The organism is Microvirga sp. BSC39 (assembly GCF_000739015.1).
Classification (GTDB): domain Bacteria; phylum Pseudomonadota; class Alphaproteobacteria; order Rhizobiales; family Beijerinckiaceae; genus Microvirga.
Window position 1 is genome coordinate 261,378 of the sequence record NZ_JPUG01000062.1, and the last position, 15,321, is coordinate 276,698.

General features: G+C 66.7%; 12 protein-coding genes. All 12 read right to left on the minus strand.

Features of this window, described 5'->3' with window-relative positions; genetic code table 11:
• Positions 1–10: 10 nt before the first annotated feature.
• Positions 11–1,444: a M20/M25/M40 family metallo-hydrolase gene (locus tag MA07_RS12435; protein ID WP_160195435.1), complete on the minus strand. Its 1,434-nt coding sequence runs from the start codon at positions 1,442–1,444 to the stop codon at positions 11–13.
• Between the two features lie 113 nt (positions 1,445–1,557).
• A complete protein-coding gene (recN, locus tag MA07_RS12440) occupies positions 1,558–3,234 on the minus strand; it encodes a DNA repair protein RecN (protein WP_036350966.1) in 1,677 nt (558 codons plus the stop codon).
• Positions 3,235–3,246: 12 nt separating this feature from the next.
• The gene (locus tag MA07_RS12445) at positions 3,247–4,116 is read right to left on the minus strand and encodes an outer membrane protein assembly factor BamD (protein WP_152568856.1); all 870 of its coding nucleotides are present in this window, start codon (positions 4,114–4,116) and stop codon (positions 3,247–3,249) included.
• Positions 4,117–4,337: 221 nt separating this feature from the next.
• Positions 4,338–5,282, minus strand: coding sequence for a UDP-3-O-acyl-N-acetylglucosamine deacetylase (gene lpxC, locus MA07_RS12450; RefSeq protein ID WP_036350969.1), 945 nt, complete (start codon positions 5,280–5,282; stop codon positions 4,338–4,340).
• Positions 5,283–5,572: 290 nt separating this feature from the next.
• A complete protein-coding gene (gene ftsZ, locus MA07_RS12455) occupies positions 5,573–7,264 on the minus strand; it encodes a cell division protein FtsZ (RefSeq protein WP_036350971.1) in 1,692 nt (563 codons plus the stop codon).
• A gap of 105 nt (positions 7,265–7,369) precedes the next feature.
• A complete protein-coding gene (ftsA, locus tag MA07_RS12460) occupies positions 7,370–8,692 on the minus strand; it encodes a cell division protein FtsA (protein ID WP_036350973.1) in 1,323 nt (440 codons plus the stop codon).
• Positions 8,689–9,672: a cell division protein FtsQ/DivIB gene (locus MA07_RS12465; RefSeq protein WP_036350975.1), complete on the minus strand. Its 984-nt coding sequence runs from the start codon at positions 9,670–9,672 to the stop codon at positions 8,689–8,691. Before MA07_RS12465 ends, ftsA begins: the two co-directional genes overlap by 4 nt.
• Entirely contained in the window at positions 9,639–10,562 is a 924-nt protein-coding gene (locus MA07_RS12470) for a D-alanine--D-alanine ligase (RefSeq protein ID WP_036350978.1), read from the minus strand. Before MA07_RS12470 ends, MA07_RS12465 begins: the two co-directional genes overlap by 34 nt.
• Before the next feature lie 162 nt (positions 10,563–10,724).
• Entirely contained in the window at positions 10,725–11,651 is a 927-nt protein-coding gene (gene murB, locus MA07_RS12475) for a UDP-N-acetylmuramate dehydrogenase (protein ID WP_036350981.1), read from the minus strand.
• Positions 11,648–13,063: a UDP-N-acetylmuramate--L-alanine ligase gene (gene murC, locus MA07_RS12480; RefSeq protein WP_036350983.1), complete on the minus strand. Its 1,416-nt coding sequence runs from the start codon at positions 13,061–13,063 to the stop codon at positions 11,648–11,650. The genes murB and murC overlap by 4 nt, the downstream gene beginning before the upstream one ends.
• Positions 13,060–14,184 carry an undecaprenyldiphospho-muramoylpentapeptide beta-N-acetylglucosaminyltransferase gene (gene murG, locus MA07_RS12485; protein WP_036350985.1) on the minus strand — a complete coding sequence of 375 codons (1,125 nt, stop codon included), beginning with the start codon at positions 14,182–14,184 and terminating at the stop codon, positions 13,060–13,062. Before murG ends, murC begins: the two co-directional genes overlap by 4 nt.
• The gene (locus tag MA07_RS12490) at positions 14,181–15,320 is read right to left on the minus strand and encodes a putative peptidoglycan glycosyltransferase FtsW (protein ID WP_036350986.1); all 1,140 of its coding nucleotides are present in this window, start codon (positions 15,318–15,320) and stop codon (positions 14,181–14,183) included. Before MA07_RS12490 ends, murG begins: the two co-directional genes overlap by 4 nt.
• Position 15,321 lies beyond the last annotated feature (1 nt).

Below are 15,321 nucleotides of genomic sequence, written 5' to 3' on the forward strand. Positions count from 1 at the left end.
GGCTGCGTGCCTACCGGTCCGGCACGATCGTGCGCGCACTCAGCAGCACATGGGTCAGCGCATCGGTCATCTGCCCCAGCACCGCGCGATCCACGTTCTCGGCATTGTCGCAGGCCTTGTGGTAGCAGGGATCGTAGGGCTGCCCAGCCTGCCCGCCGAAGCGCGCGGCATGCTCTTCGCTCTTCGCATTGCCGGCGCCGGTGAAGAGGCCGAGTGTCGGGATGTCCTTGGCCGCGAAGGCCGCATCGTCGGAGCCGAAGCCGCGCTGGTTGCGGGACCGCTCCTCGACGGCGAGGTTCCTGGACTCGAAGTGATCGGTGAAGGCCTGGATGATGCCGGCGGTCCCGGCGGTGCGCTCCGTCTGCGACAGCTGCACGAAGCGTCCGAAATTCGGCGAGCCGACCATGTCGAGGTTGATGTAGAACCGGATCCGCCGCCGCTCCTCCTCGGAGAGCGCATCGAGGTGATGGCGCGAGCCGATGAGGCCGCGTTCCTCCGCGCCCCAGAAGGCGAAGCGGATCGGCGTGCCGGCGGCAGCCTCCTTGGCAAGACGCAGGGCCGTCTCCAGAACGGCCGCCGTGCCGCTGGCATTGTCGTTCATGCCGGGGCCCTCGGACACGCTGTCGAGATGGGCTCCGACCACGATGAAGCGGCCGCTCGTCTCGCCGCGATCCGCAAGCACATTCCGGGTGGAGCGGGTGCCCGTCTCCACATCGACCTTCAGGCGCACCCGATTGCGGGATGGATCCTGCGCTACCTCGGCAAGTCTGCGGCCCAGTTCCGTGGTCACGCCCAGCACGGGGATCGCCGCCTGGGTCGACAGACGCCCGCCGAAGGTGCCGGTCTGGTCGCCGGTGCCCTGGTTCATGATGATGAGGCCCGCGGCGCCTGCCGCCTGGGCCAGCTCCGCCTTGGTCTGGAACGGACAGGTGCCGCGCCGCACGAGGGCAATGTGGCCTGGAGTGAAGCCCGCGAAATCCTCGCGCTCGCAGCCGCTGGTGGATGTCTGCAGGGGCTCCTCGCTCAGGGCCAGATCCACCGCTTGGACCGGTGCCGTCACGTCGCCGGAGCCGGAGCTCATCAAGGTTCGCAACGCCTCCCGAGGCGGCGTGAGTACGTCGGGCTCTTCGGGCCTGGACACGAGAACCGGCGGAGACCGCTCGTCGAAGAACGGAAAGGTGAATTCCTCGAACCGGACCGTGTAGCCGGCGGCGCGCAGCCGATCGGCCACGTACTCGGCGGAGCGGTCATAGCCGGGCGTGCCGGCCGCCCGATTGCCGCCGTTCGCCGTGGCGATGTCCTGCAGGGCCTGGACGTGACGGAAGGGGTCGGTCTGGGCGCCGGCTGCGGGCAGGCCGACATCGGCATGGGACGATGCTGCGCCCGTCAGGACGACACAGGCGGCAAGCGCGGTTCGGCGGATGTTCGGCTGCAATCGGGACACGCGGGGCTCGCCTCCATGGCCGCACCTCGTGGTGCGCCCGAAGGACATCGGGTTTGCGCGCGCCGCAACAAGTGCGACAGCCTGGCCCTCACACAGACGTGAGACTTACGCGTCTAATGCGCCGCCGCTTCGAGAAGGCGCGCGGCGGCCGCGCGGGCTTCCTCGGTGATGGTGGCGCCGGCGAGCATGCGGGCGATCTCCTCGCGGCGCGGGGTGGCCTCCAGCGGGATGACCCGGGTGGCGACCCGGTCCTCGGCGCCGCGCACGCCCTCCTTGGCGATCAGGAAGTGGCTTTCGGCCTTGGCGGCCACCTGCGGCGCGTGGGTGACGGCCATCACCTGGACCTTGCGGGACAAGCGCGCGAGGCGCTGGCCGATGGCGTCCGCCACAGCACCGCCGACGCCGGTGTCGATCTCGTCGAACACGAGGGTCGGGGCCGAGCCCTTGTCCGCCAGCACCACCTTCAGGGCCAGCATGAAGCGCGAAAGCTCGCCGCCGGAGGCCACCTTCATGAGCGGGCCGGCGCGGGTGCCAGGATTGGTCTGGGCCCAGAATTCGACGCGCTCGAAGCCGCCCGCGTCGCGGCTCGCCTCGTCGGTGGTGATCTCGGTGATGAAGCGCGCCCGCTCGAGCTTGAGCGGCGGCAGCTCGGCCTGCACGGCGGCGTCGAGAGCCTGGGCGGCCTTCCTGCGGCCGGCGGACAACGCCTTGGCGGCCTTCACATAGGCGGCGTCGGCTTCGCTCAAAGCCTTCTCCAGGCCGGCGAGCTTCTCCTCGCCGGCATCGATGGCGGCCACATCCTCCTCGAAGCGCTGGCGCAAGCCAGCGAGCTCGTCGGCGGGTACGTCGTACTTGCGGGCGGCGGCGCGAAGCGCAAACAGGCGCTCCTCCGTCTGCTCCAGCTCGCGGGGGTCGTATTCGGTGGCGCGGATTGCATCTTCCAGAGCAGCGCGTGCCTCGTCGATGGCGACCAGCGCGGCGTCGAGGGCCTTGACGCTCGGGTCCACCAGGGCCGGCGCCTGGGCGCCGCGGCGCTCCAGCTTGCGCACGGCGGCGGACAGCTCGTTGACCGGGGAGGCGTTGCCGGCCACCACCTCGTAGGCTTCGTTCAGGTCCGTCGCCACCTTTTCGGACTGCATCATGACCACGCGCCGCTCGGCGAGGCTCTCCTCCTCGCCGGCCAGCGGGTTGAGCTTGGTCAGCTCTTCGACCGCATGGCGCAGGAAGTCGGCCTCCTTGCGGGCTTTGGCGATGCGGTTGCGGTGATCCTGCAGGGCGGAGCGCGCGTCGCGCACTTTTCGCGCGGCATCGGAAACAGCCTGAACCTCGGACGACAGGCCGCCGAAGGCGTCCAGGATGGCCCGGTGAGAGACGGGGTCGACGAGGGCGCGATCGTCGTGCTGGCCATGGATCTCGACCAGGGTCGCGCCGATGCCCTTAAGGACCTGGACGCTGACCGGCTGGTCGTTGACGAAGGCGCGGGTGCGCCCGTCGGCCACCTGCACGCGGCGCAGGATCAGATCGCCGTCGATGTCGATATCCGCATCCGCCGCGATGCGACGGGCCGGGTGATCCATGGGGCAGTCGAAGACGGCCGTCACCTGGCCCTGGTTCTCGCCATGGCGCACGAGGCTGCCGTCGCCGCGGCCGCCGAGGGCCAGGGCGAAGGCGTCGAGCAGGATCGACTTGCCCGCGCCTGTCTCACCCGTGAGGACGCTCAGGCCCTCATGGAAGTGAAGCTCAAGCCTGTCGATGAGGACGATATCGCGAATCGCCAGCTGGATGAGCATGGATGGTGAGGCTTAGCCCGTCCGCTGACCGACCTGGGGAACGCCGCGGAAGGCCTTGCTGATCCAGGACTGGGAGTCCTCGCGAGGCTCAACGCCGCCTTTCGTCAGAAGGGCGTGGGCGTCCCTGTACCAGGGAGAGTCGGGGAAGTTGTGGCCGAGAACGGCGGCGGCGGTCTGCGCCTCGCCCACGATGCCCATGGCCATGTAGGCCTCGGTGAGGCGCTGAAGAGCCTCTTCCACGTGGCGGGTCGTCTGGTAGCGGGACACGACCTGGCGGAAGCGGTTGATGGCGCCCGCGTAGTTGCGCTTCTGCAGGTAGAAGCGGCCGACCTCCAGCTCCTTGCCGGCGAGCTGGTCGCTCGCGACCTGAATCTTCTTCTTCGCGTCGGCCACGTACTCGGAGCTCGGATAGCGCTGGACCAGTTCCTGCAGGGCCAGGATGGCGCGCTCGGACTTCTCCTGGTCGCGGGTGATGTCCGGGATCTGGTCGTAATAGGACGACGCCATCAGATACTGGGCGTAGGCCGCGTCCGTGGTGTTCGGATAGCTCTGAAGGTAGCGGCGCGAGGCCGTGATCGCCTCGTCATAGAAGCCGCCCTCGTAATTGGCGTAAGCCTCCATGATCAGGCCTTTGCGGGCCCAGTCCGTGTAGGGGTACTGCTTGTCGAGGCTGCTGAACTTGGTGACCGCGCCGTCGAAGTCGCCCTTCTGCACCCGCGCGAGACCGTCGTTGTAGATCTCCTCGGCGGGCAGGTTGGAGACGATCTCGGGCTTGTAGCTCGTATCCTTCTCGAACGGGTTCATCGACGAGAGAGTGTCGCATCCCGCAAGCCCCAAGCCGCAGACGCCAAGGATCAGGGCGCGGGCAGCCGCACCTTTCATACCCGAATAAGCCTTCGCGAATGACATGCTTCGCGGTCCTCCAAAAACCGTGCCCGAAATTTTAACGGTGCATCAAAGGTTCTTTAGCCCAAGCACATGGGCAGAGCCAAGCCCATAGCACAGGGTTTACCCAATAGGAATTAAGAAAGCCTGCACGAAATCATGCGGCCAATGGGCGCCTTGAAGCTAGGGAAGCCGAAGCAGTGCCTTAAGGAAAGAATTCAGTGCACTTCGGGAGCGAAAACCGAAGCGACCGCGCTGCCGATTTCGGCATAGCCCGTCTCGCGGCGCGGCGTGGCGTCGACGATGGCGTAGTTGGAGCGGCTCGAGAACAGGGCTTCCAGCACCGAGAAGTTCATGCGGTGACCGCCGCAATAGGACCGGTAGGTGCCCAGCAGCGGCAGGCCGGCCAGCGACAGGTCGCCGATGGCGTCGAGGAGCTTGTGCCGGACGAACTCGTCGGCATAGCGCAGGCCTTCCGGGTTCATGATGCCGTCGTCGCCGATGGCCACGGTGTTGTCGAGGGAGGCGCCGAGCGCGAAGCCGGCGCTCCAGAGCTTCTCCACGTCGCGCATGAAGCCGAAGGTGCGGGCGCGGGAGATCTCGCGGCGGAACACGGAGGGGGAGAGGTCGATGGCCTTGCGCTGACGGCCGATCACCGGGGTCGGGAAATCGATCTCCACGTCGAGGCGGAAGGCGCGCTCGTTCGGGAGGAGCTCGGCGAAGGCCCGGCCCTGCGTGATGCGAACGGGCTTGAGAACCTTGATGTAGCGGCGGGTGACGCCCTGAGCCGTGATGCCGACCTGGTCGATGGCATCGATGAACGGCGCCGAGCTGCCGTCGAGGATCGGAACCTCCGGCCCGTCGATCTCGACGAGCACGTTGTCGATGCCGAGGCCAGCGAGAGCCGCCATGAGGTGTTCGATGGTGGCGACCGCGCCCGAGTCGCGGTCGCCGATGACCGTGCACAGCTCGGTGGCGGTCACCGCCAGATGCCGAGCATCGATCAGACGGTCCAGGCCGCCCGGAAGGCCGGTGCGGAGGAAAGCAATGCCATGGTTCGCTTCAGCCGGGTGAAGGATCATCTTCACTTCATCTCCGGAATGGACTCCGGTTCCGATGAGGGTCACGGCGGCGCGAAGCGTGGTTTGCTGGCTTTGCTTCATGTGTCCTGGACCTCAATTACCCTTGTCGCCTGACAGAGCCTGTTTCGCCGGAGGAAGGTGCATTGTCTGCGTTGTGCTTCCCGCGGCAGGCTTCTTGTAGCGGTGCCCCTTTTGATGTCAGGCACCATAGTCCCGCTGTATGGCCAGGCCAAATCACGCTTTCTTACCGTGTGTTACAAAGAGGATGAGTTCCAAGTCATTGATGTTAATGGTTTTTTAACGAAGAAGGCTCCCAGCCGGTGCGGGCTGGGAGCCTTTTGTAACAGCTGTAACAGCGCTGCTAGGCTTGCTTAGTTCGCCTGGCGGCGGAGGAAGGCGGGAATCTCCAGCTGGTCGTCCTCCGAAGCAGCCCGGGGAGCCGGAGCCGGCTGGCCCTGCGGCGGCCGCTGCGCCTGGGCCGGCATGGGCCGGCGGGCGTATTCGGCGTGAACCGAGGACATGGGCTGGCGCGGGACCTCCTGACGGGGCTCGGCGGGGGCCTGCTGCGGCTCCTCGCGGCGGCCGAAGCCGATGGTCGCGAGACGCTGGATCAGCGAAGGCTTGTGCTCCTGGGCCGGCTCCTCGCCGCGGCTGGCGCGCAGGGCGACCTGCCCGGGCATGGGCAGCTCGTCGATGCGGGGCATCCGGGCCGGACGCATGGCGCGCTCGGCCTGCGGCGGGATGAAGGCGCCCTGGTCCATCGGCTCCTCGTAGACCGGCTGCTGCGGAGCCGGAGCCTCGTAGGCAACCGCCTGCCGCGGCTGGGCCGGGGTGAGAACCACGTCGTCGCGCACGATCGGCTGGGGAGCGGGCTCCACAGGCTGGGCCGCAGCCACGGGAGCCGTCATCGGAGCCGGAGCCAGAACAGGCGAGCCCTGGGTCAGGATCGGAGCCGCCTTCACCGGTTCGGCTTGGGCGGCGGAGCGAAAGGTCGGCGTGGCCTGAGTGGCGCGGGCGCGGGCCTCGGCCCGCAGGCGCTCGGCAACCTCGGAGATGCGCTGCTCGGTGGCCGTGAGGTCGCCGCCGTTCTCCATGATCGCGTGATCGATGCCGGTCGCCACGACGGACACGCGGATGATGCCCTCCAAGCTCTCGTCGAAGGTGGCGCCGAGGATGATGTTGGCATCCTGGTCCACTTCCTCGCGGATGCGGGTGGCCGCCTCGTCGAGTTCGTAGAGGGTGAGGTCGTTGCCGCCCGTGATGGAGATCAGCAGGCCGCGTGCGCCCTTCATCGACACGTCGTCGAGGAGCGGGTTGGCGATGGCTGCTTCAGCGGCCCGGATGGCGCGCTTCTCGCCGGAGGCTTCGCCGGTGCCCATCATGGCCTTGCCCATGCCGCGCATGACGGAGCGCACGTCGGCGAAGTCGAGGTTGATGAGGCCTTCCTTCACCATCAGGTCGGTGATGCAGGCCACGCCCGAGTAGAGCACCTGGTCGGCCATGGCGAAGGCGTCCGCGAAGGTCGTCTTCTCGGTGGCGACCCGGAACAGGTTCTGGTTCGGGATCACGATGAGGGTGTCGACCGCCTGCTGCAGCTCGTTGATGCCGGCTTCCGCCAGCTTCATGCGGCGTACGCCTTCGAACTGGAACGGCTTCGTCACGACGCCGACGGTGAGGATGCCGAGCTCGCGTGCCGCGCGGGCCACGACCGGGGCAGCGCCCGTGCCGGTGCCGCCGCCCATGCCGGCGGTGATGAACACCATGTGCGAGCCAGCGAGCTGATCGCGGATCTCGTCGATCACCTCTTCGGCGGCCGCGCGCCCGACTTCCGGCTGCGAGCCGGCGCCGAGACCTTCGGTCACCTGAATGCCCATCTGAACCACGCGCTGGGCTTTGGAAGAAGCCAGTGCCTGTGCGTCGGTGTTCGACACCACGAACTCGACGCCCTCCAGACCCGATTCAATCATGTTGTTCACGGCATTGCCGCCGGCACCGCCGACGCCGAAAACCGTGATGTGCGGCCTGAGTTCCCGGATGTCCGGAGCTTGCTGATTGATAGCCATGACCTGTGCCTCTTCTGGCCTTGTAGTGATGAGCGTTTGGCGGACGCTGACCTTTGTTTACTTGAACTCTTCACGATGGCCCGCCGCGCCAACGCGTTACTCGTCTTAGAAACTATCGCGAATCCACCGGCCCATCCGAGAGAAGTAGCCGTCGGTTCCCGTACTCTGGAACAAGCCGCTGGACCGCGGCTCGAAATACTCGATGTGTGCCACCTGCGGATAAACCAGGAGGCCGACCACCGCCGAAAAGGCAGGGCCCTTTGCCGCTTCCGGCAGGCCCTTGATGCCGAGCGGACGCCCGACACGAACTTGGCCCTGCAAGATGCGGCGCGCCGTTTCCGGCAGCCCGACGAGCTGGCTTGCGCCGCCCGTCAGCACGACCCGCCGTCCGGCCTGGGCCGCAAAGCCCGCGCCCTTCAACCGGTCGCGCACGAGTTCGAGAACCTCCTCGACCCGCGGCTTGATGATGCGAACGAGATGCGACTTCGGCAGATGATTCGGAACGTCCCGTTCGTCCTCATCGACCTGCGGCACCGCGATCATGTCCCGGTCATCCGCGCTCGAAGCGATGGCGGAGCCGTAGAAGGTCTTGAGCCGTTCGGCAGCGGACACGCGGGTCGTGAGACCGCGCGCGATGTCCATGGTCACGTGATGACCGCCGACCGCGATGGCATCGGTGTGCACCAGATGCCCGTTGGAGAAGATGCCGACGCTCGTGGTGCCGCCGCCCATGTCGACCACCGCGCAGCCCATGTCGGCCTCATCGTCGACGAGGGCGGACAGGCCCGCTGCATAAGGGGTTGCGATCACAGCCTCGATTCCGAGATGGCACCGCTCGACCGCCAGCATGAGGTTGCGCGCGGCAGCCGCCTCGGACGTCACCACATGCAGATCGGCACCGAGGCGCTCGCCGATCATGCCGCCGGGATCCACGATATGGTTCTGCGCATCGAGCGAGAAGCCGGTGGGCAGGGCGTGCAGCACCGTGCGGCCGCGGCGCAGATCGTAGCTCGACGCCGCATCGAGCACGCGATGCACGTCGCCCTCGCTCACCGCGCCGCGCACGGGAACATGCGCCTCGAAATGCTCGGACGCGAGACGCCCGCCGGTGAGGTTCACGATCACCGACTGGATCTCGACCTTCGCCATCCGCTCGGCGGCATGCACGGCCTGTCGGATCGCAGCCTCGGCCGCTTCCAGATCGACGACCACGCCGCCCTTCAGACCCATGGACCGCTGATGGCCGATGCCGAGGATGCGCGCCACATGGGTGCGGCTGCGCAGCGACTCGACCTCGTCGGCCGGCTTCAGTTCCGCCACGACGCAGACGACCTTGCTCGTTCCCACGTCGAGCACCGAGAGAATGGTGCTCTTGCGTGCGGAGAGTGGCTTCAGGCGAGGCGTCAAACCGTGACCCGAGAGACTCATGTATCGACCCCCTTGCCGCGCATTGGTTTTTTCTTGAGTGCCTCGGCGCGGGCCAAGGCGGCCTCTTCCGTCAAGCGGACGACGACGCGATCCGCCATGCGCAGATCGATCGCCAGCACGTCCTTTTCCAGAATCTTCTGCTCGTGTTCGAGCTTCACGAGACGGGCCAGCGCCTCGGTGGCCCCGATCTCCGGCAGGCGCACGTCCATGCCGTTGTCCATCTTCAGCGTCCAGCGCCGCCCGGCCACGAGCGTGCCGGCGCGGATGCGCTGTTTCAGCGGGCCGGCTGCCTCGACGAGAGCGAGATAGTCCTTGCTGCGGACATTGGCGCCCTCGCCCACCACGAAGGGCAGTTTGAGATAGCGCTCGTCCTGCATGAGGTCGATCACCGTGCCGTCGGCCGCAACGACGAAGAGCTCGCCGTTGTTCTGCCAGATCGCATGAGCTTCGCGCTCGGCCAGCGTGATGACGAGTTCGTTCGGATAGAGCTTGCGCACGGTCGCCGACTTGACCATCGGGACGCGCTCGAGGCGCTCGCGCAGGTCGTTCACGTCGAGGAAGGCGAGGGACAGCCTGCCGTTGATGCCGGCCGCCGCGAGAACCTCTTTCTCGCCCATCTGCGAGATGCCGGAGATCGTCACCTGCTCGAGGCCGAGACCCACGGTGCGCGCCAGCGCATGGTGCGGCTCGCCGTGCTGGCGGATGAAATCGTCGATATGCCCGCCCTGCCAGAGGCCGTAGCCGACGACCGCCGAGAAGAAGGCGAGCGTCAGGCCGGTTCCGAGGAAGCGTGGGAGGCGTTGCTCGATCGGCGCGACGGAGCGGCGGCGCACGCTGCCGGAGGATCCAAAGAGCTTTCTGATTCGGGAGGGCTGCTTGAACGGGGAAGCGGGCCTCCGGCCCCCGGAGGCAGCGCGCGCAACGGCGAATCCGGCCGGATAGGCCGTCATCGGTTGCAGGTAGCGTCCTCCACCATCCATTGCACAAGCTCGCCAAACGTATAGCCCGCATGGGCTGCCAGTTCTGGCACCAAGCTCGTCTCGGTCATGCCGGGTTGCGTGTTGACCTCCAGAACGACGAGTTCCCCGGTTCCCCCAGGAGTATCGTCGTACCGCAAGTCGGCGCGGCTGATTCCCCGACAGCCGAGCGCTTGATGCGCCGTTAACGCCAACTCTTGGACCTTTTGGTAAATATTCGGTTTAATTTCTGCCGGGAGGACGTGAATGGAGCCCCCCTTCACATATTTCGCATCGTAATCGTAGAAGACCCCGGTGGCAGGCCGGATGTCGATGACCCCGAGCGCCTTGTCGCCCATCACCGCGCAGGTCAGCTCGCGGCCCGCAACATAAGATTCCACAAGGACTTGGTCGCCGAACGACCAGTCTTCGCGCAGCAGTTCCTGGGGCGGATGGGAGCGGTCCTCGCGGACGATGATGACCCCGTAGGACGAGCCCTCGCTGATCGGCTTGATCACATAGGGCGCCGGCAGGACGTGGCTTTTCGCCGCCTCGAAACGGTTAACGACCAGCCCTTTGGGAACCGGCACGCCGGCCGATTCCATGACGATTTTCGCCTTTTCCTTCTGCATGGCGAGCGCCGAGGCGAGGACGCCGGAATGGGTGTAGGGAATTCTTAACAGTTCGAGCAGGCCCTGAATGGTCCCGTCCTCGCCTACCCGCCCGTGCAGCGCGTTGAACACCACGTCCGGGGCAACCGCCTGGAGAACGGTCGCAATATCGGATTGCACGTCGATGGGAGTGACCTTGTAGCCCTGGCCTTCGAGGGCCTTGCAGCAGGCCCGGCCCGACGCCAAGCTGACCTCGCGCTCCGCCGACCAGCCGCCATAAAGGATGGCAACATGCTTCGCCATGGGTGTCTCCCGTCATGCGCCCGGCGACACCGGGTCAGAAAGTGATTCGTGTCAGGACCGGATCATCGGACCCAAAAGTGGATTTGCACTTTTGGGATCAATCCGATGCTCCTTCTCTTAGCTGGCGCATCGTTCGGAGCGGAAAACCGGATCCACTTTTCCTTACGATGCGCTGGGCAACCCGACCCGCTTGATCTCCCATTCGAGCTCCACGCCCGACATCTCGCGGACGCGGCGGCGGACTTCCTCGCCCAGGCCCTCGATATCGGCCGCGGAGGCGGAGCCATGGTTGATCAGGAAGTTGCAGTGCATCTCGGACACCTGGGCATCGCCCACCCGAAGCCCCCGGCACCCGGCGGCATCGACCAGCTCCCAGGCCTTCTTGCCCGGCGGGTTCTTGAAGGTGGAGCCGCCCGTGCGGGTGTTGACCGGCTGGGTCGAGGAGCGCGCCTCGGTGATGGCGTTCATCTCAGCCAGAATCTCTTCCGGATTGCCGGGCCGGCCCTCGAACAGCGCCTCGGTGAAGATCACGTCGTCCGGCACGGAAGAATGGCGGTAGGTGAAGCCCATCTGGGCGTTGGTGAACGTCACCGCCTCGCCCGTACGGGTCACGCCTTTGGCTTCGACGAGCACATCCTTGGTCTCGCCGCCATAGGCGCCTCCGTTCATGCGCAAGGCTCCGCCGATGGTGCCGGGAATGCCGCGCAGGAAGGACAGGCCTGCAATGCCAGCCTCGGCGGCCGCGCGCGCCACCTTCACGTCGGGAGCGCCGGCGCCGGCGCGCACGCGCAGGCCGGGCTCCACTGACATCTCGGCAAAACCCTTGCCGAGACGAATCACCACGCCTTCCCAGCCGCCGTCGCGGATGAGCAGGTTGGAGCCGAGCCCCACCACGAGAACCGGCACGCTGCGGTCGAGGCGCTGCAGGAAATACGCGAGGTCGTCGGCGTCCACCGGCGTGAACAGCACCTGCGCCGGGCCGCCCGTGCGGAACCACGACAAAGGCGCCGTCGGGGCATTCGCCTCCAGCTTGCCGCGCAGTTCCGGCATGCGGGATTTCAGGTCGGGCGTGACGTCCGCGAACATCAGGCTGCCTTCTCGCCCAGATGATCGAGTTCACCCGGCAGGGCATAGGCCCATTGCGTGATGTTGCCGGCGCCGAGGCAGATCACGTAATCGCCCGGCTTCGCCACGCCCTTGACGAGGTTGGCGAGGTCTTCCGACTTTTCGAGCGCCATCACGTTGCGATGACCGCGGGCTTTCAGGCCCGACACGAGGCCGTCGCGATCCATGCCGGGGATCGGCTGCTCGCCCGCCGCATAGACCGGCGCGACGATGACCGCATCCGCATCGTTGAAGCAGGTGCAGAACTGATCGAACAGGGACGACAGGCGCGAGTAGCGATGCGGCTGCACCACGGCGATCACCTGCCCGTCCGTGGACGCGCGCGCGGCCTTCAGCACCGCGGCGATCTCGATGGGATGGTGGCCATAATCGTCGAACACGGTGACGCCGTTCCACTCGCCCGTGCGGGTGAAGCGACGCTTGACGCCGCCGAAGCCGGCAAGCGCCTTGCGGATCGCATCCGGCGAGACGCCGAGCTCATGCGCGACGGCGATGGCCGCCGTGGCGTTGAGTGCATTATGTGCGCCCGGCATCGGCAGCACGAGGTCTTCGAGCTCGAGACGGAAGCCCGGGCGGCGGTCGCGGATCATTACGCGGAACTTGGTCTGCCCGCCGCGCGGGTCCACATCCATGATGCGCACGTCGGCCTGCGGGTTCTCGCCATAGGTGATGATGCGCCGGTCCTCGATGCGGCCCACGAGGTCCTGCACGGTCGGATGGTCGATGCACATCACGGCAAAACCGTAGAACGGGATCGAGTTGATGAAGGAGTGAAAGGAATCCTTGATCGCGTCGAAGGTGCCGAAATGGTCGAGATGCTCGGCGTCGATGTTGGTCACGATGGCCACATCGGCCGGGAGCTTCAGGAAGGTGCCGTCGGATTCGTCCGCCTCCACCACCATCCACTGGCCGTCGCCCATGCGGGCATTGGTGCCATAGGCGTTGATGATGCCGCCGTTGATGACCGTGGGGTCGAGCCCGCCAGCGTCGAGGAGGGTTGCGACGAGCGAGGTCGTGGTGGTCTTGCCGTGGGTGCCGGCCACCGCCACGCAGGACTTGAAGCGCATGAGCTCGGCCAGCATCTCGGCGCGGCGCACGACGGGCAGGCGCTTCTCGCGGGCGACGACCAGTTCTGGGTTGTCGCGCTTGATGGCTGTCGAGACCACCACGATCTCGGCTTCCTCCACGTTCTCGGCCTTGTGGCCGATGAAGGTCTTGATGCCTTTGTCGGCCAGGCGCTTGACGTTGTAGTTGTCGGCGGCGTCCGAGCCCTGAACCGTGTAGCCCAGATTGTGCATGACCTCGGCGATGCCCGACATGCCGATGCCGCCAATGCCGATGAAGTGAATGGGTCCAAGCTTCGGCGGCAGTTTCATGGGCTTTTTCCGTTATGACTCGAAGGAATGAGGGTGAGGACGGCCTGAGCCAGGCGCTCGGCCGCATCCGTGATGCTGGCGCTATGTGCGGCGGCGGCGGCCTGGGTCAAGCGGTCAGGCTCTTGAAAATAGGCTTGAATCTCGCCGGCCAGCCGCTCAGGGGTGAAGTCCGATTGCGAACAAACGATGGCGGCGCCCAGATCTCCGAGGGTTTTGGCGTTGGCCGCCTGGTCTTGATCGAGGGAGCCCGGCAGGGGCACGAGGATCGAGGGACGGCCGATCACGGCCAGTTCCGCCACGGTTGAGGCGCCGGAGCGGGAGACCACGAGATGAGCCCCTGCTAGCCGGTGCGGCAGGTCCTTGAAGAACGGCTCGGCCTCGAATTCCACATTCAAGCGCCGGTAATGGGCAACGACCCGCTCCAGGTCCTCCCCCCTCGCCTGCTGGGTGACGGCGATGCGGGCGCGAAGCTCCGCAGGCAGCTTCTCGATGGCGGGCGGCACCACATCGCTCATGACCCGGGCGCCCTGGCTGCCGCCGACCACGAGAAGGCGCAGCTTTCCATCGGCTTGCAACGGAGCATAGGCCTGCTTCGCCGCCTCCAGCACCGCCGGACGGATCGGGTTGCCCGTGTGAATGACCTTTCCCGGGACGTTGGCCGGGATGCCCGTGATGCCGGCAAAGCCCGTGGCGATCACGGTGGCGCGGCGGGCGAGCAGGCGGTTGGCCCGGCCCATCACGCCGTTCGCCTCGTGGATCACCGTCGGCACCTTGAGGAGCGAGGCGGCGATGACCGGCGGGACCGTGGGATAGCCGCCGAAGCCCACGACCACGGCGGGCTTCATCCGACGGATCTCGGACAGGGACTTCAGGGTCCCCTGCCCGAGCATGAGGGCGGCCTTCGCCATCTGCGGGACGGAGCGGCCCGACGGGGTGGCGGATGGGATCTCGACGATCTCGTCGGCCGGGAACGAGCCCGCATAGGCGTTGGCGCGCTTGTCGGTGGCAAGCGCCACCCTGGCGCCGGACGCCTTCAGGGCGTTGGCCAGGGCCTCGGCCGGAAAGAGATGACCGCCGGTGCCGCCGGCGGTCAGAAGAATGAGAGAAGCGTTCATGCTCACATCCGATCCTGGCCGAAATGGTCCATCATCTCGGCACGCGGGCGCCGCCGCGTGAGCGCGATAAGAAAGCCCATGCCGAGCGCCAGCGACAGGAGCGATGAGCCGCCGTAGGAGATGAAGGGCAGCGTCATGCCCTTGGCCGGCATGAGATGCACGTTCACCATCATGTTGATGCAGGCCTGCAGGCCGAACATGAAGATGAGGCCCGTGGCGGCCAGCCGGCAGAAGGTGTCCTCGTTGCGGCGCGCGAGCATGAGGCCGCGCAGCACGATGAAGGCGAAGACCATGAGCAGCGCGATGCACACGATGATGCCGAACTCCTCCGCCGTCACGGCGAAGATGAAGTCCGTATGCGCGTCGGGCAGGATGCGCTTGACCGAACCCTCGCCCGGGCCGCGTCCGAGCCAGCCCCCGCGGGAGAACGACTCCATGGCGGTGTCGACCTGGAAGGTGTCGCCGGAATCCTTATCGAGGAAGCGTTCGATGCGGGCGCGCACGTGCGGCAGGAACTGATAGGCAGCACCGATGCCCAACAGCCCGGCGCCGCCGAGGCCCATGACCCAGAACCAGTGCAGGCCGGCGACGAAGAACAGGCCGCACCACACGATGGTGACGAGCATGGTCTGGCCGAAATCCGGCTGCAGGATGAGCGGAACGATGGTCGCGGGCAGAAGCAGGAACGCCAGCAGCGTGCCCGGCACGTCCTTGCGCCGCGCGCCTTCCGAGAAGGCCCAGGCCGAGAGCACAACGAAGGCGGGCTTCACGAACTCGGAGGGTTGCAGGCCGAGGGGGCCGATCATGATCCAGCGATGCGCGCCCTTGATCTCGGGACCGTACTGGAAGGCCAGCAGGATCAGCACCATGCCCGCCGCATAGACGATGAGAGCCAGGCGCCTGAGATGGCGCAGGGACAGGAACGACACGGTGAGGATGATGCACAGGGCCGGGACGAGGAACATCACCTGCCGGTTCACGAAGTGGAACGTGGAGAGCCCGAGCCGCTCCGCAACCGGCGGACCGCCGGCCATGAGGAAGACGAGGCCCGCCAGCATGAGGATGGCGAGGCCCGCGAGAAGCGAGCGGTCGACCGTCCACCACCAATCGCCGAAAGCCGAGCGTTCCGCGCGTGACACCATC